Annotated in this window: 21 protein-coding genes; 12 read left to right on the top strand and 9 right to left on the bottom strand. The window is 73.1% G+C overall.

What is annotated here, in order from left to right:
* Positions 1–191: 191 nt before the first annotated feature.
* Positions 192–1,547 carry a ribonuclease D gene (locus DAI17_RS01490; RefSeq protein WP_107771130.1) on the bottom strand — a complete coding sequence of 452 codons (1,356 nt, stop codon included), beginning with the start codon at positions 1,545–1,547 and terminating at the stop codon, positions 192–194.
* Positions 1,548–1,549: 2 nt separating this feature from the next.
* Entirely contained in the window at positions 1,550–2,167 is a 618-nt protein-coding gene (locus DAI17_RS01495) for a DUF3000 domain-containing protein (RefSeq protein WP_107771131.1), read from the bottom strand.
* A gap of 71 nt (positions 2,168–2,238) precedes the next feature.
* Between DAI17_RS01495 and hemE the strand changes: the two genes are divergently transcribed.
* The gene (hemE, locus tag DAI17_RS01500) at positions 2,239–3,270 is read left to right on the top strand and encodes a uroporphyrinogen decarboxylase (protein WP_199904882.1); all 1,032 of its coding nucleotides are present in this window, start codon (positions 2,239–2,241) and stop codon (positions 3,268–3,270) included.
* Positions 3,271–3,306: 36 nt separating this feature from the next.
* Here the strand turns inward: hemE and DAI17_RS01505 are convergent, their stop codons facing one another.
* Together DAI17_RS01505 and DAI17_RS01510 are read right to left on the bottom strand one after the other, a co-directional pair.
* Positions 3,307–4,119: an NYN domain-containing protein gene (locus DAI17_RS01505; protein WP_107771133.1), complete on the bottom strand. Its 813-nt coding sequence runs from the start codon at positions 4,117–4,119 to the stop codon at positions 3,307–3,309.
* 81 nt (positions 4,120–4,200) lie between these two features.
* Positions 4,201–5,220, bottom strand: a complete 1,020-nt coding sequence (locus DAI17_RS01510; protein WP_159081288.1) for a DUF4349 domain-containing protein — start codon at positions 5,218–5,220, stop codon at positions 4,201–4,203.
* Between the two features lie 167 nt (positions 5,221–5,387).
* Between DAI17_RS01510 and hemG the strand changes: the two genes are divergently transcribed.
* Entirely contained in the window at positions 5,388–6,722 is a 1,335-nt protein-coding gene (gene hemG / locus DAI17_RS01515; RefSeq protein ID WP_107771135.1) for a protoporphyrinogen oxidase, read from the top strand.
* A gap of 4 nt (positions 6,723–6,726) precedes the next feature.
* A complete protein-coding gene (gene hemQ, locus DAI17_RS01520) occupies positions 6,727–7,428 on the top strand; it encodes a hydrogen peroxide-dependent heme synthase (protein WP_107771136.1) in 702 nt (233 codons plus the stop codon).
* Between the two features lie 21 nt (positions 7,429–7,449).
* Here hemQ and DAI17_RS01525 read toward each other — a convergent pair whose 3' ends face one another.
* On the bottom strand, positions 7,450–9,576 hold the full coding sequence (locus tag DAI17_RS01525; protein ID WP_159081289.1) for a hypothetical protein: 2,127 nt from the start codon (positions 9,574–9,576) through the stop codon (positions 7,450–7,452).
* 194 nt (positions 9,577–9,770) lie between these two features.
* On the opposite strand from DAI17_RS01525, the gene DAI17_RS01530 reads away from it, so the two are divergent.
* Positions 9,771–10,682 (top strand): hypothetical protein, encoded by a 912-nt coding sequence (locus tag DAI17_RS01530; RefSeq protein ID WP_107771138.1) that lies wholly within the window; start codon positions 9,771–9,773, stop codon positions 10,680–10,682.
* 6 nt (positions 10,683–10,688) lie between these two features.
* On the opposite strand, the gene DAI17_RS01535 is transcribed toward DAI17_RS01530, so the two are convergent.
* Positions 10,689–12,506, bottom strand: a complete 1,818-nt coding sequence (locus DAI17_RS01535; RefSeq protein WP_107771139.1) for an AMP-dependent synthetase/ligase — start codon at positions 12,504–12,506, stop codon at positions 10,689–10,691.
* 66 nt (positions 12,507–12,572) lie between these two features.
* On the bottom strand, positions 12,573–13,064 hold the full coding sequence (locus DAI17_RS01540; RefSeq protein WP_159081290.1) for a GNAT family N-acetyltransferase: 492 nt from the start codon (positions 13,062–13,064) through the stop codon (positions 12,573–12,575).
* Between the two features lie 321 nt (positions 13,065–13,385).
* Between DAI17_RS01540 and DAI17_RS01545 the strand changes: the two genes are divergently transcribed.
* Positions 13,386–14,198 (top strand): patatin-like phospholipase family protein, encoded by an 813-nt coding sequence (locus tag DAI17_RS01545; RefSeq protein ID WP_107771141.1) that lies wholly within the window; start codon positions 13,386–13,388, stop codon positions 14,196–14,198.
* Here the strand turns inward: DAI17_RS01545 and msrB are convergent.
* Entirely contained in the window at positions 14,185–14,580 is a 396-nt protein-coding gene (msrB, locus tag DAI17_RS01550; RefSeq protein WP_107771142.1) for a peptide-methionine (R)-S-oxide reductase MsrB, read from the bottom strand. The two genes, DAI17_RS01545 and msrB, sit on opposite strands and share 14 nt — an antisense overlap.
* Before the next feature lie 99 nt (positions 14,581–14,679).
* Here msrB and DAI17_RS21460 point away from each other — a divergent pair, with 99 nt between their 5' ends.
* Genes DAI17_RS21460 through DAI17_RS01580 form a run of 7 tightly spaced genes read left to right on the top strand, consistent with a single transcriptional unit; the run spans position 14,680 to position 20,008 of the window.
* Positions 14,680–14,898 carry a ferredoxin reductase domain-containing protein gene (locus DAI17_RS21460; RefSeq protein WP_234412069.1) on the top strand — a complete coding sequence of 73 codons (219 nt, stop codon included), beginning with the start codon at positions 14,680–14,682 and terminating at the stop codon, positions 14,896–14,898.
* A gap of 12 nt (positions 14,899–14,910) precedes the next feature.
* The gene (locus DAI17_RS01555) at positions 14,911–15,753 is read left to right on the top strand and encodes a ferredoxin reductase (RefSeq protein ID WP_234412070.1); all 843 of its coding nucleotides are present in this window, start codon (positions 14,911–14,913) and stop codon (positions 15,751–15,753) included.
* 14 nt (positions 15,754–15,767) lie between these two features.
* On the top strand, positions 15,768–16,985 hold the full coding sequence (locus tag DAI17_RS01560) for a fatty acid desaturase family protein (RefSeq protein ID WP_107771143.1): 1,218 nt from the start codon (positions 15,768–15,770) through the stop codon (positions 16,983–16,985).
* The gene (locus tag DAI17_RS01565; protein ID WP_159081291.1) at positions 16,985–17,293 is read left to right on the top strand and encodes a hypothetical protein; all 309 of its coding nucleotides are present in this window, start codon (positions 16,985–16,987) and stop codon (positions 17,291–17,293) included. The genes DAI17_RS01560 and DAI17_RS01565 overlap by 1 nt, the downstream gene beginning before the upstream one ends.
* 60 nt (positions 17,294–17,353) lie before the next feature.
* On the top strand, positions 17,354–18,439 hold the full coding sequence (locus DAI17_RS01570) for a DNA polymerase domain-containing protein (protein WP_107771145.1): 1,086 nt from the start codon (positions 17,354–17,356) through the stop codon (positions 18,437–18,439).
* Positions 18,436–18,966: a mycothiol transferase gene (locus DAI17_RS01575; protein ID WP_234412071.1), complete on the top strand. Its 531-nt coding sequence runs from the start codon at positions 18,436–18,438 to the stop codon at positions 18,964–18,966. Before DAI17_RS01570 ends, DAI17_RS01575 begins: the two co-directional genes overlap by 4 nt.
* Before the next feature lie 10 nt (positions 18,967–18,976).
* The gene (locus DAI17_RS01580; RefSeq protein WP_107771146.1) at positions 18,977–20,008 is read left to right on the top strand and encodes a sulfotransferase family protein; all 1,032 of its coding nucleotides are present in this window, start codon (positions 18,977–18,979) and stop codon (positions 20,006–20,008) included.
* A gap of 110 nt (positions 20,009–20,118) precedes the next feature.
* On the opposite strand, the gene DAI17_RS01585 is transcribed toward DAI17_RS01580, so the two are convergent.
* Positions 20,119–22,833, bottom strand: a complete 2,715-nt coding sequence (locus DAI17_RS01585; protein WP_159081292.1) for a stealth conserved region 3 domain-containing protein — start codon at positions 22,831–22,833, stop codon at positions 20,119–20,121.
* Between the last annotated feature and the right edge of the window lie 19 nt (positions 22,834–22,852).

Genomic DNA, 22,852 nt, shown 5'->3' on the forward strand with positions numbered 1-22,852 from the left:
GCAGTCCGGCTGCCTCCTGACGGCTCGTAGTCGCGCGTGCGCACCGCTGACGGCGCCGTGCGATGGACGCGGTTGCGCACCTGCGCAAGCGACCGGTCCAGCCGGCCCGCATTCCTGCGCAGGTGGGCGAGCGACCGACGTGCCTGTCCCCGCATTCCTGCGCAGGTGGGCGAGCGTCGGGCCTGCTGGGCTCAGGACCGGTCGTCGGTCCCGTCGTCGAGCGGCTCGTCCTCCGGCGGCGGCTCGACGTCGCCGAGCAGCACCGCGCCGGTGAGGGCGCCGGTGACGAGCTCGACCTGCCAGGGGCGGGCCCCGAGGTCGCGCAGCTGGTCACGCAGCGCGTCGGCGAGGTCGGCAGGCTCCCGGGTCTCCGGCGGCGCCCACATGGTGCGGCGGACGTAGTCGGGGGTGAGCAGGTTCTCCACCGGCAGGCCGAGGTCCTCGGCCAGCGTGAGCATCGCGGCGCGGGCGGCCTTGAAGCGGCGGTCGGCGACCGGGTCCCGATCGGCCCATACCCGCGGGTGCGGTGGACCCTCCTGCCGGGGCGCCCGGGTCGGGAGCTGGTCCTCGGGCAGCTCGAGCACCTCCTGCACGGTGCGCACCCACGTGTTGGCGTAGCGCTCGGCGCCGCGGCCGTGGAAGCCCTGGGTGCCGAGCAGGGAGGCGCGGTCGGTCGGCAGCGCGGCGGCCGCCGCCACGATGGCGCCGTCGGGGATGACCCGGCCGGGGGTGACGTCGCGACGCGACGCGATCTCGTCACGGGCCTCCCACAGTGCGCGGGCGACGCCGACGGACCGGCGTCCGCGCAGCTTGTGCACCCCGGACACCCGTCGCCAGGCCTCCTGCCGCACGGTGGGCTCGAAGCCGAGCAGGTGGTCGAACTCCTGGCGCGCCCACTCCGCCTTGCCCGTGTCCTCGAGCTCGGCGGCCATCAGCTCGCGCAGCTCGAGGAGCACCTCGACGTCGAGGGCGGCGTACTCCAGCCACGACTCGGGGAGCGGGCGCGTCGACCAGTCGGCGGCCGAGTGCTCCTTGCGCATCCGCTGGCCCAGCAGGGTCTCGACCAGCGTGGCGAGCCCGACGCGGGGGTAGCCGAGCAGCCGACCGGCCAGCTCGGTGTCGAACAGCGACGCCGGCTCGAGACCGACCTCGCGCAGGCAGGGCAGGTCCTGGGTGGCGGCGTGCAGGATCCACTCGGTGCCGGCCAGTGCCTCCTGGAGCGGGGCCAGGGAGTCGAAGGCGATGGGGTCGACGAGCCACGTGCCGGCACCCTCGCGGCGCAGCTGGATGAGGTAGGCGCGCGCCGAGTAGCGGTAGCCCGAGGCCCGCTCGGCGTCGATCGCCACCGGTCCGCTCGCCGCCGCCAGGGCGGCGCACGCCTCGGCGAGCCCCGACTCGGTGTCGATGACCGGGGGCAACCCGTCGCGCAGCGTGAGCAGCGGAGCCTCGGCAGCCGCGGGGGCGCCGGCCTTTCCGTCGACCGATCCCTCGACCGGCCCGTCGACCTGCCCGGTGTCGGGTGCTGGAGCGTCCTTGCGTCGAGTCATCGTCACGAGCCGCGCTGACCGCGCCGGCTCGGGATGGCGGTGACGCCCTCGGGGACAGGGGGGAGGCCGACCGCGGTGCACAGCAGCTCGGCCCAGGCCTCCACGTGCGCCTTCATGTCGGGGACGCCGTGCTCGTCGGTGACCGGGGTCCACGACGCCCGGACCTCGAGCTGGGCGGTCGCCTCCTCGTCGGCCATGCTCCCGAAGCTCTCGGTGGCCACGCTGGTCACGGTGCCGGACGCGGCGACGTACGCGGCGGAGTGCGCCTCGAGGGCCTCGGTGAGCCAGGTCCAGCCGACGCCCGCGAGCATCGGGTCACTGACCAGCTCGGGGTCGATCTCGGCGCGGGCGTAGGCGACGCAGCGGAAGGTGCCCTCCCACGCGTCGTTGCCGGCCGGGTCGTGGAGCAGGATGATCCGCCCGGTGCCCAGGTCGACCTCGTCGACCGTGACGTCGGCGGAGAGCGCGGTCGACCACGGCGCGATGCGCTGCGGGGCCGGCATCTCCTCGCAGAACACCTCGGGCCGGACCGCAGCGGCACGCATCATCTCTGCGGCCGCGCGGAACTCCGCGGGGCCGGCTGCACCCGGGACCGGGTGCGACTCCTGACGGGCCACCATGGGCCCAGAGTAGGCCAGGGCCCACCCGCGGCGATGTGTCGCCACGCCGCCTGACCTGCGAGGATTCGCCCGTGACGAGCCTCGCCGACAGTCCGTTCCTCCGCGCCGCGCGCGGTGAGGAGCCCAGCCACACGCCGGTCTGGTACATGCGCCAGGCCGGCCGCTCGCTGCCGGAGTACCTCGCGCTGCGCGAGGGCACCGCCATGCTCGACGCCTGCATGGACCCCGACATGGTCGTGGAGATCACCCTGCAACCCGTGCGGCGGTACGGCGTGGACGCGGCCATCTTCTTCTCCGACATCGTGCTGCCGCTCAGGGCGGTCGGGGTCGACCTGGACATCAAGCCCGGGGTGGGCCCGGTGGTGGCGCAGCCCGTGCGCACGCTGGCGGACGTGGAGGCCATCGACGACCTCACCCCCGAGCACGTTCCCTTCATCACCCAGGCGGTGCAGGGGCTGGTCGGCGAGCTGGGTGCCACCCCGCTGATCGGCTTCGCCGGCGCGCCGTTCACCGTCGCGTCGTACCTCGTCGAGGGCGGTCCCTCCAAGGAGCACGCCAGGACCAAGGCGATGATGTTCGGCGCCCCCGAGGTCTGGGAGGCGCTGATGGCCAAGATCGCCGGCATCGCGGCGACCTACCTGCGCGTGCAGGTCGAGGCGGGGGCCAGCGCCGTCCAGCTGTTCGACTCCTGGGCCGGGGCGCTCACGCCCGCCGACTACCGCGCGCACGTGATGCCGCACTCCGCGCGCGTGCTGGCCGCCGCCGGCGAGCTCGGCGTGCCTCGCATCCACTTCGGCGTCGGCACGACCAACCTGCTCGGCCTCATGGGGCAGGCCGGCGCCGACGTGGTCGGTGTCGACTGGCGCACGCCGCTGGAGAACGCCATCCCCCTGGTGGGTGACAAGGTCGTGCAGGGCAACCTCGACCCGACGCTGGTCTTCGCCCCGACCGACGTGATGACTGCCCGCGCGGCGGAGGTCATCGAGGCCGGCAAGGCCGCCCGGGGCCACATCTTCAACCTCGGCCACGGGGTGATCCCCAGCACCGACCCCGACCAGCTCAAGCGGCTGACCGAGTTCGTGCAGGGCTACCCGCGGGGGTAGCCCGGAGACAACCCGCCAGGGACTGCCGCCCGGCGCTCAGGACTTCTTGGCCGCCTTCTTGGCGGTCGCCTTGGCGGTGGACCTGGTGGTCGCCTTCTTGGCGGGCGCCTTCCCGGGGTTGCCCTTGAGGCAGACCCGGATCTGGGCGCCCTCCACGCGCGTCTCGAGGTAGCCCTGCGCGGCGACCAGTGACGAGAGCTTGGCGTGCCCGAAGTTGCGCGGGTCGAAGCTCGCGTGGGTGCGGCTGAGGTGGTTGCCGATCGCCGAGACGCTCGTCCAGCCCTCGTCGTCGGCCGTGGCGTTGACCGCCTTGGTCAGCACGCTCTGCAGGTTGAGCCGGGGCCCGTCGTCGGTGTCGTCGTGGGGGTCGTTGGCCGGCTCCGCGGCGGGCTCGGCCGAGTCCTCCCCGAGCACCTCGAGTGCGATGAACCGGTCGCACGCGTTCTGCAGCGACTGGGGCGTCTTCTTCTCACCGAGCCCGTAGACCACCTTGCCCGACTCGCGCAGCCGCAGCGCCAGGCCGGTGAAGTCCGAGTCGCTGCTCACCAGCGCGAAGGCCTCGACGTTGCCGGCGTACAGCAGGTCCATGGCGTCGATGATGAGTGCGGAGTCGGTGGAGTTCTTGCCCTTGGTGAAGGCGTTCTGGTGGATGGCCCGGATGGCCCGCGCGTTGAGCTCGCGGGTCCAGCCGCCGAGGTTGGAGGAGGAGAAGTCGCCGTAGGCACGCTTGATGGTGGGCGTGCCGTACTTGGCGAGCTCCTCGAGCAGCGCCTCGGCGTAGCGGGGCGAGGTGTTGTCGGCGTCGATGAGCACGGCGATCCGGACGCTGCTGCTGAGGTCGTTGTCCACCTGCGCACCCTACTGACGACTCGCGCCGATCCTCCTACGCCGCACGGCGCGGGCCGGGGTCGCGTCCCGGCCCGCGCCTGCTCAGGCCGCGGCCGGGGGCGGCGCCTGGGGAGTGCGGCGGCGCCGGGCTGCGCGTCGCACGACGAGCCACACCGGCAGGCCCAGCACCAGCAGCACCACGGCGAAGGGCAGCAGCGCGCCGGCCACCGTGGCCAGCCCGACCGCCACCGCGCCGAGCGCCTCCATGCCGCCGCTGAAGCCGGCCAGGAAACCCTCGGCCTCCTCATCCTTCTCCTCCTCCTCGGGGGTGCGGCTGATGTCGACCACGATCGTGGAGTCGCGGGTCTGGTCGGCGAGCCAGGCCTGCTGCTGCTTGAGGGAGTCGAGCTCGGCCTGCCGGGTGGTGAGCTGCGACTCGATCCAGATGATGTCGCGCAGCCCCCGGGCGCGGGCGAGCAGCTCCTCGACGCGACGGAGGCTGGCCTCCTGGGCCCGGACCCGCACGTCGGTGTCGATCACCTGGGTGCTGACGTCCTCGGAGCTGCGGTCCGAGCCGCGGAGGTCGCCGACCTTCTCCAGGGCGGTCATGGCCTCGCTGAAGCTGCCCGCCGGCACCCGGACCACGAGCCGCGCGTAGACGGCCTCGCCCTCCTCGTCGGTGTCGGTCTGCTCCTCGGTGACGTCGCCGCCGCTGGCGTCCACGACGCGCTGCACGTCGCGACGGGCCTCGCGCACGTCGTCGCTGGTCAGCGAGACCGTGCCGGTGGAGATGATGTGCCGCTCCGCCGCGACCGGGGGCCGGTTGCGGGCGCCCGGAGTGGCGCCGCCGCTGCTGGTGCCGGTGTCCCGGTCCTGGGCGGCACTCGGTTCCCCGCCGCCCTCGGCGTCACCGGCCTCGGAGGGGGCGACCTCGGAGGCGGCCCCGTCGTCGCCCGAGCCGTAGGAGGCCTCCGCCCCGCCGGCATCGGAGGAGGAGGTGTCCGAGGAGGAGCAGGCGGCCAGCACGGCCGTCATGAGGATCGCGGTCGCCAGGGTCGTGAGCAGGCCGACCAGCCGGCCGGTCCGGGTCCTCCGGCGAGGGGTGGGTGCGTGTGTGGTCATGCGCGTCGGACGCCGGGCCCGCGGCCGACGGTTCCCGGGCGTCGTACCCCGTGACCACATCGTGACCGCCGCCTGGAGGGAGCCGTGGGCGGTTGCAGCCCACCGAGGACCGGGATCGCCCACGGCCTCCGGCCCGCACCGCGACGGCCGCGTGGCAGGCTGGCCCCGTGCGGGACGTCGTCGTGGTGGGTGCCGGGATCGGCGGCCTCACCGCCGCCCGCGACCTGGCCGCCGCCGGCCGCGACGTGCTGGTCCTCGAGGGGTCGCCCGAGGTGGGCGGCAAGCTCCGGCGCGCCGAGGTCGCCGGGGTCACAGTCGACGTCGGGGCCGAGGCGATGCTGGCCCGCAGGCCCGAGGGCGTGGCCCTGGCGGCGGACCTGGGCATCGACGTCGTGCACCCGACCGCGGCCGCCTCCGGGGTCTGGTCGCGGGGCGCGCTGCGCCGCCTGCCGAGGACGCTGATGGGGGTGCCCTTCGACCTCGACGAGCTGGCCGCGAGCGGGGTCCTCTCCGCCGAGGGCCTGGCCCGCGCCCGCCACGAGTTCGCCGGCGGACCGCCCTCCGACGACGTCTCCGTGGGCGACCTGGTGGCCGAGCGGCTCGGCGACGAGGTCGTCGAGCGGCTCGTGGAGCCGCTCCTCGGGGGCGTGTACGCCGGCAGCGCCCGACGCATCTCCACCGCCGCGGCCGTGCCCCAGCTGCTCGCCATGGCACGCCGGGGCTCCCTGCTCCAGCAGGCGTCCGCGATCGTCCCCTCCGACGCGCCCGTCTTCGCCGGCATCGCGGGCGGCATGGGCCTGCTTCCCGAGACCCTGGCCACCGGGCTCGAGGTGCGCACGTCGACCACGGTGCGGGCGATCGAGCGCGCGGCCGGCGGCTGGCGCCTCACCGTCGGCCCCACCACCGCCCCGGAGACGATCACCGCGCGCGGCATCGTGCTGGCCACCCCGGCGGCGCCGTCGGCGCGGTTGCTGCACGCCGTCGCGCCGGACCCCGCGCGCGAGCTGGGGAGCATCGAGTCGGCCAGCGTGGCGGTCGTGACCCTGGCCTTCGAGCAGGCCGCGGTCGAGTCCCTGGCGGGCCGTTCCGGCTTCCTGGTGCCGCCCGTCGAGGGTCGGGCGATCAAGGCCAGCACCTTCTCCTTCGCCAAGTGGGACTGGGTGCGCGAGGCCGGCGACGGATTGGCGCTGCTGCGCACGTCGCTCGGCCGGCACGGCGAGGAGACCACCCTCCAGGCTCCCGACGAGGCGCTCATCGCGACCTCCCTGGCCGAGCTGTCCGCGCTCGCCGGCGTGACGTCCGCGCCGGTCGGCACGCACGTGCAGCGGTGGGGCGGCGGGCTGCCGCAGTACGCCGTGGGGCACGTCGACCTCGTGGCCCGCGTCCGCGCCGGCCTGCCGGCCGGGATCGTGGTCTGCGGGGCGGCGTACGACGGGGTCGGCATCCCGGCGGTCATCGGCTCCGCCCACCGGGCGGCCGCCGAGATCGCCCGGGCAGAATGAGGGCATGGCCAACAGCAACGCAGCCCGGACCCGTGAGCTCAACGACACCATCCGCTACACGATGTGGTCGGTCTTCAAGCTCCGCGACGTGATCGGCGACGCCGACCGCGAGGCCGAGGCGGCCGACCTGGAGGGCTTCCTCGAGGCGCTGGCCGACGAGGACGTGGTCGTGCGCGGCCTCTACGACGTCTCCGGCCTGCGCGCCGACGCCGACGTGATGGTCTGGTGGCACGCCCCCGACAGCGAGCAGCTCCAGGTCGCCTACAACGCGTTCCGTCGTACGGCGTTCGGTCGCCGCCTCGAGCCCGTGTGGTCCCAGATGGCGCTGCACCGGCCGGCGGAGTTCAACAAGTCCCACATCCCGGCGTTCCTCGACGACGAGGAGCCGCGCCACCACGTCTGCGTCTACCCCTTCGTCCGCTCCTACGAGTGGTACCTCCTCGACGACTCCGAGCGCCGCCGGATGCTGGCCGAGCACGGCCAGATGGCGCGCGACTACGCCGACGTGCGGGCCAACACGGTCGCGTCGTTCGCGCTCGGTGACTACGAGTGGATGCTGGCCTTCGAGTCCGACGACCTCTACCGGATCGTCGACCTGATGCGCCACCTGCGCGCCTCCGACGCTCGCAGGCACGTGCGCGAGGAGGTGCCGTTCTACACCGGCTCGCGCCTCACGCCGGGCGAGATGCTCACCCGCCTGCCCTAGCGGGGACGTGACCTCCGCAGGTCAGGAGTCCTCCGCCAGGCACCGCGCCACTCCAGCCGGAGGGACCACCGTCGCGGTGAGCCCTTGGACGACCACGCGGTCGTCCCCGGCCGTCCGGTCGAGGACGACCGGTGTCGACGTGCGGCGCGCGGCACCGGTCCACTCGACGGAGGTCGTTCCCGGCCCGACGTCCTGCGTGCTCCCGTCAGGGAATCGGACGGTGACGGACGCGCTGCCGGTGGACAGCTGGAAGCCGATGGACACCCGGCGCCACCCGCCCTCACGGAGCGTGAGGATCCTCAACCGGGCGTCGCCCTCGGTGTTGACCATCCCGGCGGACGAGACGTCGATGCCCACGCCGGGGTACAGCAGGGGCGGCCGGACGGTCATGTCGGCAGCGACCTCTCGCTGGTCGTCCTCGCAGCCGGGGGATCGAAGTGAGTGGTACTCCCAACGGCCGCTCGAGCTCCTCACCTCAGGAGTGCCGAGCTGCGCGATCTCTGCCAGCTCATCAGGGGTGGACGTGAGCGGGGCCCGGTCCACCAGGATCCCGGCGAACCCTGCGTTCGACAGGAGTGCTGCCTGCTCGACGAGTGGGCGCTGTCCCAACGCCAGCTGCCAGTCCGCGCGGGGGTCGCCCTGCAGGCCGCCGTAGGACCAGCGGAGCCCCGACTCCTCGCTGGAGTAGACGTAGGGGAGGAAGCCGTCACTGAGGCTGGCAGGTGCCGTCTCCCGCTGGGGCACCAGGTAGGAGATCTCGGGGTACTGGTAGACCGCTGCACCGGACCCTGCGTCTTCCGCGATCGCTGCGGTCAAGGCCTCGACCTCTGTCTTCATCGCCGTCGTCGCGGCCGTGTCGGGTCGGTACAGGGGAGTCGTCTGGTCGACGAGGACCACGACGAGGACGCCACCCACCGCCAGCGCCCGCGCGAGCGGCCGCCGGAGCGCGTCGATGCAGAGGCCGACGGCCAGGAGTGCCAGGAGTGCGATGAAGACATGCATCCTGCTCCACACGCGGATCCCGCCGCCATCGAGCACGAAGGCCCAGGCGTTGCCGACCCCGCCGGTGGCGAAGACGAGGACGGAGACCCACGTCAGGCCCGCGAGCGAGCTCAGGCGCCGGTGCGCCTCGAGCCAGCGCGGCCTCCAGTACGCCAGTAGCGACCAGATGACCAGGCCGCAGAACCCGAGGGCCGCCACGAGGCCCAGGGCGGGCGTCTCGGCATGCGCCGCAAAGCTCGTCTCGTAGGCCGAGCGCAGGTCGCGGAACACCTCGAAGCGGTGCGACTGGGCTGGCAGGAGCATCGCTGTGATGCGTCCCCCGTAGATGTCCGCATCGCCGGGCGAGCGGGTGACGGCAAAGGCCTCGTAGCCCAACGGTGACGGCAGTCCGCGTTTGTCGAGCCACACGGTCAGGACGAGTGGTACGCCGAGGGCCGTGCAGCGGAGGACCGCGTGCCCGAGGACGCGGACCGTCCTGGTGCTGACAGCCGCCGCGACCCCCGCGACCATGATGAGGAATCCTCCGAAGACCGCGTAGTAGGCGTTCGTGAGCGTGACGCACACCAGTCCGGCGAGCAACGCTCCGTGCCAGGCGACCCTCGATCGTCCTGACATCGGCCGGGGATGGAGCAGTGACAGGGCCGCAAGCACCACCACGGGGATGACCCACGTGGTGGCGAGCGAGTAGTGACCGGTCGTCCGCAGGAGGTGGTCGGGCAGGATGGCGAACGCCAGCCCGGAGACCGCCGAGCTCGCGCGGCTCAGACCGAGATAGCGAGCCAGGTACACGGCCGTGACGGCCGCCATCGGGAAGGTGAGGGTCACCCACCAGTTGGTTGCCGCGCTCGCGCTGCCGAAGAGCGGTACGAAGACCTTGCCGACGACACCCATGAGCAGCTCGTCGGTCAGCGCGTAGCCGTGGACGTTCTGACCGAAGGGTGCATTGAGGCGCTCGCCCGACTCGTACCAGCCCGTCTCCACGATGTTCTGGACCAGGGCGACGAACGACAAGGAGTCGCCGTCGGGATGCATCATGGCGCCGCCGAGCCGTTGGGGTACCAACGTCCACACGCCCACGGCCAACGCCACGAGGGTCGCCAGGTAGTAGTGCCAGCCAGAGGCCATCGAGGACAGGAGGTCCCTCACGCCCCTCGTCCCGCGAGGGTCCGCCGGCGAGGCGGTGACGTCCGAGTGGCTCATGCGTGCCTTCCGAGTGAGTGCGGAGGCAAAAACTAGCCGACGCCGGTCGGCAATCCCCAGACGGGACGGCCTCCACCCTCGAGCCTCCGGTGGCGACGCCTCCTCGGGAACCCGGGCCCTGCCACTGTCGTCGTAGGGGTATGAAGGCCCATCCCGCCAGCCGGTTCACCGCCGCCGTTGCCAGCGCCGCCCTGCTCGTGCTCACCGCCTGCTCGACCGAGGAGGAGATGCGCGCCGTCGACCCCCAGGCGGACGGGTCGACGGGAACGGTCGGTGCGCCACCCACCGAGATGCCCACCGCGGTCCCGGCCGCCGACGGCGAGGTGTCGACCGGAGGCCTGGTCACGGTGCTCGACGCCGGCGACGGCCCCCAGCTGTGCCACGTGGTCGCCGAGTCCCTGCCGCCGCAGTGCCAGGGAGTGCCGATGGCCGACTGGTCGTGGGAGGAGCACCCCGAGCACGAGGACCAGGCCGGGGTGAGGTGGGGGAGCTTCGCGCTCACCGGCACCTTCGACGGCACGACCTTCGCCGTCACCGAGGCGATCCCGACCGCGCTGTACGACGCCCTCAACGAGGAGCCCGAGCCGCTGCCCGGCACGCCGTGCGAGCCCCCCTCCGGCGGATGGGGCGTCGTCGATGCTGCGAAGGCCACGCCCGAGGCGATGGACGCGACGTTCACCGAGGCCTCGCGCCTGCCTGGCTTCGCCGGCACCTGGATGGACCAGTCCCAGGACCCCGGTGCCACCAACGACCCGACGAAGGTGATCATCAACGTCGCGGTCACCGAGGACGTCGAGGGCGCCGAGGCCACGCTCCGCGAGACGTGGGGCGGGGCGCTGTGCGTCAGCGAGGCGCGGTGGACGGAGGCCGAGCTCAACGAGATCTCCATGGAGCTGCAGAGGCTGCCCGGCGTGCTCTCGACCTCCGCCGCCGACGACGTGGTGCGCGCCGACGTGCTCCACGACGACGGGTCGATCCAGGCGTGGGTCGACGAGGAGTACGGCGAGGGACGCGTCGAGGTCACCTCGGCGCTCGAGCCCGTCGAGGACTGAGGCCGATCAGGTCGCGCCGGCGTACATCGAGTCGAGGAGCGGCGCGTACGTCGCCTCGACGACCTTGCGACGCACCTTCATGCTGGGCGTGAGCTCTCCACGGTCGATGGAGAGGTCGTGGTCGAGTATCCGGAAGTCCTTGATGGTCTCCCAGCGGTTGAGCCTGCTGTTGACCTCGTCCAGGCACTGCTGGACGTAGGCGTGGACGGCGGGGTCGGCCGCCTGGGACGCGTAGTCGGTGGCGGGGACCTCGTGGGCGCGGGCCCACTGCGCCAGGGCCTCGGGGTCCAGGGTGATGAGGGCCGTGGCGTAGTTGCGGCCCTCGGCGTGCACCAGCATCTGGCTGCCGAGCGGGCAGAGCGCCTTGAAGAGGCCTTCGATCGGCTGGGGCGCGATGTACTTGCCCCCCGAGGTCTTGACGAGGTCCTTCTTGCGGTCGGTGATCCGCAGCCGCCCCCGGTCGTCGAGCTCGCCGACGTCGCCGGTGGCGAACCACCCGTCGGGATCCAGCACCTCGGCCGTCGCCTCGGGCTGCTGGTGGTAGCCACGCATCACGCTCGGTCCGCGCACGAAGACCTCGCCGTCCTCGGCGATCCTGACCTCCGTGCCGGTGATCGGCGGGCCGACCCGGCCGAAGACCGGGTCGTCGGGGCGCACGATGCAGGCGCCCGCGCTGGTCTCCGTGAGGCCGTAGCCCTCGAGGATGAGCATGCCCGCGGCGTGGAACCAGCTGGCCACCTCCGGCGAGAGCGCCGCACTGCCCGAGATGAGGAAGCGGATCCGGCCCCCGAGCCGGTCCCGGATCTTCGACAGCACCAACCGGTCGGCGACCGCGAGCTGGACACGGGTGGGGACGGACGGCTCCCGACCCGCCAGCCGTCCTCGCGCGACCCGGTCGCCGACGCCGAACGCCCAGGCGAACAGCCGGGCCCGGGTGCCGCCCTCCTCCTCGATGGTCTGCACGATCTTGGCGTGCACCTTCTCGAAGATGCGGGGCGGTCCGGCCATGAAGGTGGGTCGCACCACGGCGAGGTTCTCGACGATCTTGTCCATCCGGCCGTCGACGGCCGTCGGGAAGCCGATCTGCAGCTGGACCACCTCGAGCATCTTGCCGAAGGAGTGCGACAGCGGGAGCCACAGGTACTGCAGGTCGTCGCGGGTCAGGATGCCCAGCGACTCGGCGCCTGCGCCGATGTAGGTCCAGCACCGGTGCGGCAGCTGGACACCCTTGGGCGGCCCCGTGGTCCCGGACGTGTAGATGAGGGTGGCCAGGTGCTCGGGTCCGATCGAGGCGACCGCGTCGTCGACCGCTGTCGGACGGGCGACGAGGTGCGCGGCCCCGAGCTCGCGCAGGTCGTCCAGGCCCAGGACCCACTCGCCGTCGGGGGTCCCGTCGAAGGTGACCACCCGCTCCAGGGCGGGCATTCGGGCGCGCTGCGAGCGGAGCTTGGCGATCTGGGTGTCCTCCTCGGCGAAGACGATCCGCGACTCGCTGTCGGCCAGGATGAACGCGATGTCCTCGGCGCGTGAGGACGGGTAGACGGTCGTCGTCGCACCCCCCGCGCAGGTCGTCGCGAGATCGGCGTACACCCACTCGATGCGGGTGCTGCTGGCGATCGCCACGCGGTCCTCGGACTCGATGCCGAGGGCGAGGAGCCCCGCGGCCAGGGTGGTGACCGTGTCCCCGGCCTGCGCCCAGGTCACGGAGGTCCAGGCGTCGCCCACGGGGAAGCGGTAGGCCTCCGCGTCCGGGCTCGCCGCCACTCGGTCGTGGAAGAGTCGACCCACCGAGGGGGCCTGGACGAGTGTGGCGGTGCTCTCCATCGCGAGATCTCCCTAGGACTCTTGGCCCGTCCATCCTGTGCATGGCCGAGGGGTCGCAGTAGGGCACTAGGTCCCGGGCCGCTCCTCGCGGTCGGGAAGTGCGAGCTCGACCCGTACGTCGGTGCGGTTGTCCTCGAACGGGGTCGGCGCCATCGTGCCCAGCCGCGCCAGCATGGCCAGCGAGGCCTCGTTGTCGGCCTCCACCGTCGTGACGACGTGGGTGACGCCCCGCGGTCGCTCCCGCACCAGCTCGGCGAGCAGGGCGGTCGCGACCCCGCGACCCTGCCACTCGTCGACGACGGTGACAGCGACGTCAGCCGCCGTCGGCTCGTGCTCGTAGCGGATCATCCGCGCCACCCCGACCGGCGTCCCCACGTGGTCGTCGTCGATCACCACCAGGACCAGGGCGACGTGGTCGATCCCGTCCACCTCGTCGACCAGGTGCTCCAGCATCGCGTCGGTGAGGTGCGGGACGGCAGCGAGGAACCGTCGTCGCCGGCTCTCCGGGGAGAGGTGCTCGTAGGTCTCCCGGAGCAGCTCGCGATCGCCGGGCCGCAACGGCCAGATCTGCGCGGGCGTGCCGTCGGCGAGCCGGACCTCGGTGATCAGGACGACATCCGCGCCCGGTGGTCGAGCGGTGCGGTGCGGACCCCGTCGACCCCCTCCTCCAGCCCGGTGATCGTGTCGTCACCGTCCATGGCTCCAGCGTGCCGTCCCCGGTCCCGGCGCCTTGAGGGCCGAAGGTCCCGAGGTCCCCGAGGCCGCGGAAGTGCCTGTGCCTAGGCGGCATAGGTCCCTTCGTCGTGAGTCCAAGGGCGCTACCGGCCGGTCCAGCGCCGATCCCATGATGGCGCTGGGACCCAGGTACGAGGTGGTGCGATGGCACACGAGCACAGCCAGCGCGGGAACGTCGATCTCGACGGCCTCCCGGCGGTGGTGGCTGCGCACCACCCGCTCTCCATGGTCTACGGCGGGGGCGGGGTGTTCGGCATCGCCTACACCGCCGGCGTCGCCACCGGGCTCGCCGCGGCCGGCGTCCCGGTCGCCACCGCGCCGGCGCTGGGCACGTCCGCAGGCTCGTGGACCGCGTCGGCGCTGGCCCTGGGCGTCACCTACGACGACTTCGCGGCCATCAGCTCGCCGCGGGTGCCCACCCGCCGTCCCGGGGTGCTGGCCGACCTGGCCCGGGAGCTGTTCGGGGAGCGGAGCCACCCGCTCGTCTCGGTGTCGGCGGTCTGCGTGCGGACACGACGGCGGCACATCCTCGACGGCGGCAGGTACCCGCTCGCCGACCTGGTCGCCGCCTCCTCCGCGGTGCCGGGACTGCTGCCGCCGCACCGGATCGACGGCCGGCTCTACGTCGACGGCGGAATGTGGTCCGCGACGTCGGTCGACGCCGCGTCGGCGGCCGACCACGTCATCGTGGTCGCGCCGCTCGCCGGGCCGGTGCTGGGCCCGGTGGGGCACACGGCGGGACTGCTGCTGGAGCGTGAGCTTCGCCGGTGGGTGGAGCGCCACCCGGAGAGCACGGTCACGCTGGTGAGGCCGGACCGGACGATGGCCCGGCTCGCCGGGCGTCACCCGCTGGCGCTGTTCGACGACGGGCGTGCCCCGGACGTCCACGCCCTGGCGTACGACCAGGGCGTGCGCGTCGGCGAGGAGCTGGCCGAGCGCCGGCTCAGGCCGGCTTGAGGTCGATGCTGATCGAGTTGATGCAGTAGCGGTCGCCGGTGGGCGTGCCGTAGCCGTCGGGGAACACGTGCCCGAGGTGCGACCCGCAGGTCGCGCAGCGCACCTCGACGCGCTTCATCCCGTGGGAGTCGTCCTCGACGTACTCCACGGTGTCGGTCATCGGCTGGTAGAAGCTCGGCCAGCCGCACCCGGAGTGGAACTTGGTGTCGCTGGTGAACAGCTCGGCGCCGCACGCCTTGCAGGAGTAGGTGCCCTGCGTCTCGGTGTCGGTGTACTCCCCGGTGAACGCGCGCTCGGTCCCGGCCTGGCGGAGCACGGCGTACTCCTCGGGGGACAGCTGGGCGCGCCACTCCTCGTCGGTCTTCTCCACGTCGTAGGCCATGGCCCCACGCTACTGCGCGGCTGGTGGGCGGCTGGTGGGCCGCCGGGTGAGGCAGCCCACCCTTGACGGATCCAGTGGACGAGTGTTCACTCAACTTCCATGGCCGTGACCGAACGACTCTCCTGGGCCCGCGCCGCGGGTGCCCGGCTGACGACGCCGCTGCAGCCGGACGACTACCTGTCCCTCGTCAACCCGCTGTGGACGGCGCGCGAGCTCCGCGGCCGTGTCGAGAGGGTCGTCCCCGAGACCGAGGACGCCGCGACCGTGGTGATCCGGCCGGGCTGGGGCTGGCGCTACGACCACAAGCCCGGTCAGTAAGTCGGCATCGGCGTGCAGGTCGACGGGAAGTTCCACTGGCGTTCCTACTCGGTCAGCTCGCCGCCCCGGCGGGACGGTCGCACCATCGCGATCACCGTGCGTGCGATGCCCGAGGGGTTCCTCTCCCAGCACCTCGTCGACGGGCTGGAGCCCGGCACGATCGTCCGGCTCGCGCTCCCGGCCGGGGAGTTCGTGCTCCCCGACCCGCCGCCGGCGCGGATGCTGATGCTGGTCGGCGGGTCCGGGATCACGCCGGTGATGTCCATGCTGCGCACCCTCGACCGCCGCGGGACAATGCCCGACGTCGTCGTGCACTACTCCTCGCCCACCGAGGAGCGGATGATCTTCCGCGACGAGCTGTGCGCGCTCGCCGAGCGTCACGACGCCCTGACGCTCCACCGGCTGCACACCGACGTCGACGGCGTGCTGGACCTCGCGGACCTCGACACGCTGGTGCCCGACTGGCGCGAGCGCGAGACGTGGGCCTGCGGGCCCGCGCCGATGCTCGACGCCGTCGAGGGGCACTGGGAGGCCGCAGGCATCGAGGACGCGCTGCACCTCGAGCGGTTCTCGGTGAGGCTCGGCGGCGACGGGGGCGAGGGCGGCACGTTGAGCTTCCAGAACTCCGGGAGGACGCTCGAGGTCGACGGCGCGACCACCGTCCTCGAGGCGGGGGAGGAGGCCGGCGTCGGCATGCCCTACGGCTGCCGGGTCGGCATCTGCCACACCTGCACGCTGACGCTGGTCAGCGGCACCGTGCGCGACCTGCGCACCGGGGACGAGTACGACGAGGGCAACGACCGCGTGCAGACCTGCGTGACCGTCCCGGTCGGCGACTGCACGCTCGCGATCTGAGAGAAGGAGCCGAGATGGCCATCAGTGACGTCAAGGAGTACACCCACCTCACGCAGGAGGAGGTGGACCAGCTCGGGCGCGAGCTCGACGCGCTGCGCGCGGAGGTCGAGGAGTCCCGCGGCGCCGCCGACGCGGCGTACATCAACCGCATCATCACCATCCAGCGAGGCCTGGCCGTGGCCGGTCGGGTGACCCTCTTCGCGTCGCGCTGGAGGCCGGCGTGGGTCGCCGGGGCCGCCATGCTCGGCGTGGCCAAGATCCTGGAGAACATGGAGATCGGCCACAACGTCATGCACGGCCAGTGGGACTGGATGAACGACCCCGAGATCCACTCCTCGACGTGGGAGTGGGACACCGCCCAGCCGGCCGAGCAGTGGAAGCACAGCCACAACTACATCCACCACCAGTTCACCAACGTGCTCGGGCACGACAACGACATCGGCTACGGCATCCTGCGGATGGCGCGCGAGCAGAGGTGGCACCCCGCCAACCTCGGGCAGCCGGTCTGGAACGCGCTGCTCGCGACCCTGTTCCAGTGGGGCGTCGCGCTGCACGACCTCGACATCGAGGCGATCCGCAAGCGCGAGAAGGACCCCCAGGTGCTCGCCAAGCAGCTGCGCCAGATCCGACGCAAGATCAGCCGGCAGATCGGCAAGGACTACGTGTTCTTCCCGCTGCTGACCGCGGCGACCGGCCCGGCCAACGTGGTCCCGACGATCACCGCCAACGCGACCGCCAACCTCGCGCGCAACGTGTGGTCCTACATGATTATCTTCTGCGGCCACTTCCCCGACGGGGCGCTGCACTTCACCGAGGAGGAGCTCGAGGACGAGACGCGGGCGGAGTGGTACCTGCGCCAGATGCTCGGCTCGGCCAACTTCGAGGGGTCGAGGCTGCTGCACGTGATGAGCGGCCAGCTCGGCTACCAGATCGAGCACCACCTGTTCCCCGACCTGCCCTCCAACCGGTACGCCGAGATGTCCGTGCGGGTGCGCGAGCTCGCCGCCAAGTACGACATCCCCTACACGACCGGACCGCTGCACCGGCAGTACGGCCAGGCGCTGCGGACCATCCTCAAGCTCTCGCTGCCCAACCGGTTCACGGCCTCGGACCAGCACGAGCCGCCGACGCCGTCGGTGGACCGGCGCCGTCGCACCGACGCCGAGCGGCCGGCGCGGAGCACGCAGACCGGCGACTGGTACGCCCGCAGCTCCGGGAAGGTGACCTCGTGATGCGCGAGGACCTGCGCGACGGGTCGGTCCGGCTGCGCGAGCCCACCCGCGCCTGGGTGACCCAGTGCGCGCTCTCGCGCATCTGCGGGGTGTGCGAGGGCGGGCTCGGCCGCCCCATCGCCTTCGTCGGTACGCCGCGCGAGCGCGACCGCAACCAGTTCCACCAGCCGCCGATGCACCTCGCGTGCGCCGAGGCGGTGCGCTCCGGGGACCAGGTCGTCGTGACGACCGCGGCCTTCGAGTTCCTCCGGCCCGACCGCGACGACCCCGATCCGGCGCCGAGGTTCGAGCCCAGCGCGCCGGTGTGAGGACGGTCGGCCGTCACGCGGAGCAGCGTGCGCAGGGGTGGGGCCCACTACGGTGACGGCATGGCAGCAGCGAAGGCAGCGATGGTCGTCGCCGGGGAGCGCGAGGTGCGCGTGTCCTCCCCGGACCGGGTGATCTACGAGGCGACGGACACGACGCCCGAGGTCACCAAGCTGATGGTGGCGGAGTACTTCGCCTCGGTCGAGGACGGGCTCATGCGTGCCCTCCGCGACCGGCCGACCGCCCTGGAGCGGTGGACGAGCGGTGTGCGGCCCGGCATGAAGCTCGCGACCGGCCCGCAGGACCGGGACGCCGACGCGTTCTACCAGAAGCGGGTGCCCCAGGGGGCGCCCGACTACCTCGAGTCGGTGGAGATCACCTTCCCGTCGGGCCGGACGGCCGAGGAGATCTGCCCGACCGAGATCGCGGTGCCGGTCTGGTGCGCCCACATGGGGACCCTGACCTTCCACCCGTGGCCCGTACGTCGTGCCGACGTGGACCATCCCGACGAGCTGCGCATCGACCTCGACCCCCAGCCCGGCACGTCGTTCGGCGACGCCGTGCGCGTCGCCGGGGTGGCCCGCGAGCTGCTGGCCGACCTCGGGATGACCGGCTTCGCCAAGACGTCCGGCAACCGTGGGGTGCACGTCTACGTACGGATCTCACCGGAGTGGGACTTCACGGCCGTGCGGCACGCGGCGATCGCGTTCGGCCGCGAGCTGGAGAAGCGCGACGACGGCGTCACCACCGCCTGGTGGAAGGAGGAGCGCGGGGAGCGGATCTTCGTCGACTTCAACCAGAACACGCGTGACCGCACCATCGCCTCGGCGTACTCGCTGCGGCCCCTTCCCGGTGCGCCGGTCTCGACGCCGGTGACGTGGGACGAGCTGGCCTCGCTGGAGTCGCCCGCCGACCTCAACCTGTTCACGGTGCCCGAGCGGCTCGCCTCCGACGGCGACCCGTGGTCGGCGATCGACGACGTCCACCACTCGCTCCAGCCGCTGCTCGACCTCTGGGAGGAGCACCCGGTCGAGCTCAACTACCCCCCCGACCACCCCAAGATGCCCGGCGAGCCGCCGCGCGTGCAGCCGTCGAAGAAGGTCGCGTCCCACTGGGACGAGGACGGCAACCGGATCGAGGGCACGTGAGCGACGAGCCGGCCCGCTCCGGCCCGGCGGGCGCACAGCGCTGGGCGGACTACCTCGACTGGGTGCGCGCCGAGATGGTCCGGGGCGTCCTCGCCCTGTCGTACGACGACCAGCGCAGGCCGCGGGTGCCGTCGGGGTGGACGCCGCTCGAGCTGCTCAACCACGTGCTGCACATGGAGCAGCGCTGGTTCGTGTGGGGGTTCCTCGCCGAGCCCGTGGCCGACCCGTGGGGAGACTGGTCCACGCCGGAGCCGTGGGCGTCGGACGACTCCGACTCGGCATCGCCCGGCGCGCGGTGGGCGGTCCCGTCCGACGTGACGGCGGAGGCGCTGGCGTCCCGGCTGGACGAGGTCGGGGCGCGGACGCGCGGGGTGCTGCGGGACTTTCCGCTCGACGCGACGGCGTCGCCCGGCGGACGGTTCGCCGAGGACCCGCCGACGCTGGAGTGGATCTGCTTCCACGTGCTCGCCGAGTACGCCCGGCACGCGGGGCACCTCGACATCGTGGCCGAGCTGTCGACCGACTAGCCTCGCTCGGGTGAAGCCCCGCCTCGTCCTCGTCACCGGTTCCGGCCGCTCCGGCACCTCGAGCGTGGCCGGCACCCTCAAGCGCCTCGGCCTGCACGTGCCCCAGCCGGAGGTGCCCGCCGACGACAAGAACCCGCGCGGCTACTACGAGCCGCTGTGGGTCACCGAGTTCCACAAGCGGGTGCTCAACCCCGTGCCGGTGCGCACCATCGACACCCGTCCGGACGCCGCCGAGGTCGCCGACGCGGCGATCACGCCGGAGGTGGAGGCTGAGCTCCGGGACTGGCTGGCCGACCAGCTCGACCAGCCCCAGGTGCTGGTCAAGGACCCGCGGGCGTTCTGGATCCTCCCGGCCTGGACGCGGGTCGCCGACGAGCTCGGTGCCGAGGTGTGCACCCTGACGATGCTGCGCCACCCCACCGAGGTCGTGCGCTCGCGCGACTCGGCCTACCTCACCGAGCAGACGCCGACCTTCCGCCGCCAGCGCGAGACCGCCAACGTCGCGGCGTGGGTCAACGCGGCCTTCGCCACCGAGGGGGCCACGCGCGCCCTGCCGCGCGCCTTCGTGCGGTACGACGACCTGCTGGCCGACTGGCGCAGCGCGATGTCGCGCGCCGGGGAGCAGCTCGGGCTCACCTACTCGCCGGACGTGTCGGTGACGCCGCACCCCGTCGACGACTTCGTCGACGCCCGGCTCAACCGGTCGGCCATCACCTGGGACGACATCGCCGTCCCGCCCGGCCTCCGCGACCTCGCCGAGCGCACCTGGCAGGCCGTCTCCGCGCTGGTCACCTCGCCGCACGACGACGGCGCGATCGCCGAGCTCGCGGCCCTGCAGGAGGAGTACGGCGAGCTGTTCGACTGGTCCGAGGCGATCGCCATGGACGCGACCACCGCCCGCGTGGCCGCCGGCCGGCGCGACGTACGACGGAAGAAGGACGCGCAGCTCGCCGAGCTCCGCGCCGAGCTCGACGCCGCGCGCGCCGAGCTGGAGGAGCTGCGCTCGCGGCCCACGGGGCTCGCCGCCCTCTTCCGGCGCTGAGGGCCCTGTCGGAGTCACCGCTTCAGCGGGGATGTCGACGCATGCTGGCCGAAATGTCGGCCAGCACCGTCAAGGTCACCGCCTCAGCGGTGATCGCGACCGGCGCGACCTCAGCGCTCCCAGGGAGCCTTCACCGGGAAGTAGCCGGCGAGGAACTCCGACAGCATCGCGTCCACCTCGTCGGCGTCGACGGCGTACTCGTGGTGGTCGCCGATGCAGAAGAAGTCGCGGTCCCGCGCGCGGAGCTGGCGCAGCTGGCGTTCGATCCGGGCGTTGCTCAGGTCGACGAACGCGTGCTCGGCCGAGGCGGCGTACGCCGTCCCGGTCACGAGTCCGTAGTGCTGCGCCAGCGAGGACAGCATCGACACGTCGGTCTCGGCGCGGAACGGCGAGCGGGCCGTGCGGCCCACCGCGTCGGCGAAGCGCTCCTCGACCTCGGTGAGCACCGAGACCCGGTGCGGGTGGGGGGAGTGCGCCATGACCTGGGTGATCGCGACGCCGAAGGCCTCCTCGATCAGCGTCCGGTTGGTGGCCGCGGCGTGCAGGAAGGGCTTGTCCGCGGTGCCGGGCAGGCCGACCGCGCCATCCCCGACGAAGGCCGCGAACGCGCCACCGGCGTTGAAGAACAGCTCCGGCCGGGTCGCCCGGCCGAGGAAGACGTCGTCGTTGAGGTAGACGAAGTGCTCGGCCAGGCCCGGAACCCGGTGCAGCGCCGTCTCGATGGCCTGGGAGTTGAAGGTCGGCAGCGCATCGGGCGGCAGGATCTCGCGGTGGTCCACGACGCGCACCCGGCCGTCGAGCTGCGCGGTGTCGGCCAGCCACCCGGGCCGCTGTCCGGCGGTGACGAGGTGGATCGTGCGCACCCACGGCGCGAAGAGGTGCACCGACCGCATCGAGTGGAGCAGCTCGTCGCGGCTGCGGAACCGGGCCTGGCCGGCGGACTCCTGCCGCAGCTCGTCGCCGCCCCGCGCGACCCGGGCGGCGTTCCACTCCGGGTCCTCGCCGTCCACCCACGTGTAGACGACGTCGACCGGGAACCTCACGTCGTACGCCGTGGGCAGCGCCATCAGCGGGACCGTCGGCACCTCCACCCCGGCGACCTCGACGGTCGCGGTCGCGGCGCCGGCCGGCACCCCGGTCGTCCAGCGGTTGGGCCGGGGGGCGACCAGGGCGCCGTCGGGCAGCCGGTCCCAGAACTCGATCTCGACGCCGGCGTCGTCGGCGAGGTGCGTACGCCGTCCGTGCGCGCGCGGCCACGGCTCGAGGACCAGTCGGTTGGGCGCGGCGTTGCGCAGCGCGTCGACCAGCTCGTCGACCCGGAGGCGACGCTCGGGCCAGCCGCGGTCGCCGGGGTCGCGGAGCGCGAGGTGCGCGGGCGCGTCCCGCAGGTGCTCCAGCAGGGCACGCCGCTGCGCGGTCGGTACGACGACCACGGGGGCGGGGCCGTCGTGCGGCGGGATGACGAACCACCCGCCACCGGCCCGCTCGGCGGCAGCCGTGACCAGCCGCACGGCCTCGGACCGCGCCCCGGCCGGCGTCACGAGCGGGATCTCGACGGGCATCCCGTCCCGGCTGAACGGGATAGTTTGGGACGAACTCGTAGGTGAAACCGCGGAGTCGCCACCGAGTTCGTCCCAAACTACCGGGCCGGAGCCGCGCCCGGCGGCGCGCTCGAGCACCGCCTCCCAGCGGGCCGCGATCGCGTCGGCGTCGTACTGCCGCGAGGCTTCGAACGCCCCCGCGCCGAGCCGGGCGAGCAGGTCGGGGTCGGTCGTCACCCGGCGCAGCGCGGCGGCCAGCCCGGCCTTGGCGCCCGCGCCCACGAGCAGCCCGGAGACCTCGTCCTCGACCAGCTCGCGCGGCCCGGACGGGCAGTCGTAGGTCACGACCGGGACGCCCGCCGACATCGCCTCCTGGGCGACCAGCGGGAAGCCCTCGGTCCGCGACGACATCGCGCACACCGACGCGCGTGCCCACTCCGGCGCCATGTCGGGGACGGCGCCGGGCAGCTCGACCCGGTCCTCGAGCCCGGCCTTGGCGGCGTGGGCGAGGAGCTCCTCGCGCAGCGGCCCGTCGCCGAGGATCCGCAGCCGCCAGCCGGGGGCGTCGTCGGCCACCTGCTCGAAGGCCCGGAGCAGGTGGATGAACTGCTTCTCCGGCACGATCCGGCCGGCGCTCACGATCGTGCGGGTGTCCAGCGGCGACCGGGGCTGCGGCGCCAGCGGCAACGGGTTGGGCATCACGACCAGCTCGGGTGCGGTCGCCCCGAGCTCGGCGCCCAGCCAGGACGCGGTCGACGCGGTGAGCAGCGCGACGGCGGCCGTGCGCGGCGCGAAGGCCAGCAGCGGCTCCATGCCGCCGACCCGGTCCGCGGAGGAGCGGTGCTCCTGGTGCACGACCGCGACGTCGCGGGGGAGCAGCATCACCGCGACCGCCATCAGCGCCGGGGTGACGGTGACGAGCACGTCGACGTCGAGCCCGGGCAGCGCGGCCTCGAGCCCGTCGTCGGTAAGTGCCGAGAACTGGCTGTCCCACCGCCTCGGGACCAGCCGCGAGGGCTGCCGGTGCCGCGGGTCGTCGCCGCGCACGTCGACGAGGTGCTCGACGGCCACCGCCGGGTCGATCGGGTAGTGCGGGGTGTCGGCGGTCCGGGTGACCGACAGCATCCGCACGTCGACGTTGCCGCGACGGGCGAGCGCGTTGGCCTGGGTGATCGCGGAGCGCGAGGTCCCGCCCATCCCGTCCAGGTTAAGGACCAGGAAGCCGACCCTCAGCCGGCCGGACCGACGCAGGCCGGAGCGGCTCAGACGGGGGGCGATCTTCACGCCGCCACCCTAGAGGCCG

Source organism: Nocardioides sediminis, assembly GCF_003047295.1.
GTDB lineage: Bacteria > Actinomycetota > Actinomycetes > Propionibacteriales > Nocardioidaceae > Nocardioides > Nocardioides sediminis.

Coding starts and splice junctions, on each gene's coding strand:
- DAI17_RS01535 (WP_107771139.1), bottom strand. CDS start 12,506: ATGGAGAGCACCGCCACACTCGTCCAGGCCCCCTCGGTGGGTCGACTC.
- DAI17_RS01530 (WP_107771138.1), top strand. CDS start 9,771: ATGAAGGCCCATCCCGCCAGCCGGTTCACCGCCGCCGTTGCCAGCGCC.
- DAI17_RS01510 (WP_159081288.1), bottom strand. CDS start 5,220: ATGACCACACACGCACCCACCCCTCGCCGGAGGACCCGGACCGGCCGG.
- DAI17_RS01560 (WP_107771143.1), top strand. CDS start 15,768: ATGGCCATCAGTGACGTCAAGGAGTACACCCACCTCACGCAGGAGGAG.
- DAI17_RS21460 (WP_234412069.1), top strand. CDS start 14,680: ATGGCCGTGACCGAACGACTCTCCTGGGCCCGCGCCGCGGGTGCCCGG.
- DAI17_RS01490 (WP_107771130.1), bottom strand. CDS start 1,547: ATGACTCGACGCAAGGACGCTCCAGCACCCGACACCGGGCAGGTCGAC.
- DAI17_RS01495 (WP_107771131.1), bottom strand. CDS start 2,167: ATGGTGGCCCGTCAGGAGTCGCACCCGGTCCCGGGTGCAGCCGGCCCC.
- msrB (WP_107771142.1), bottom strand. CDS start 14,580: ATGGCCTACGACGTGGAGAAGACCGACGAGGAGTGGCGCGCCCAGCTG.
- DAI17_RS01545 (WP_107771141.1), top strand. CDS start 13,386: ATGGCACACGAGCACAGCCAGCGCGGGAACGTCGATCTCGACGGCCTC.
- hemQ (WP_107771136.1), top strand. CDS start 6,727: ATGGCCAACAGCAACGCAGCCCGGACCCGTGAGCTCAACGACACCATC.
- DAI17_RS01565 (WP_159081291.1), top strand. CDS start 16,985: ATGCGCGAGGACCTGCGCGACGGGTCGGTCCGGCTGCGCGAGCCCACC.
- DAI17_RS01570 (WP_107771145.1), top strand. CDS start 17,354: ATGGCAGCAGCGAAGGCAGCGATGGTCGTCGCCGGGGAGCGCGAGGTG.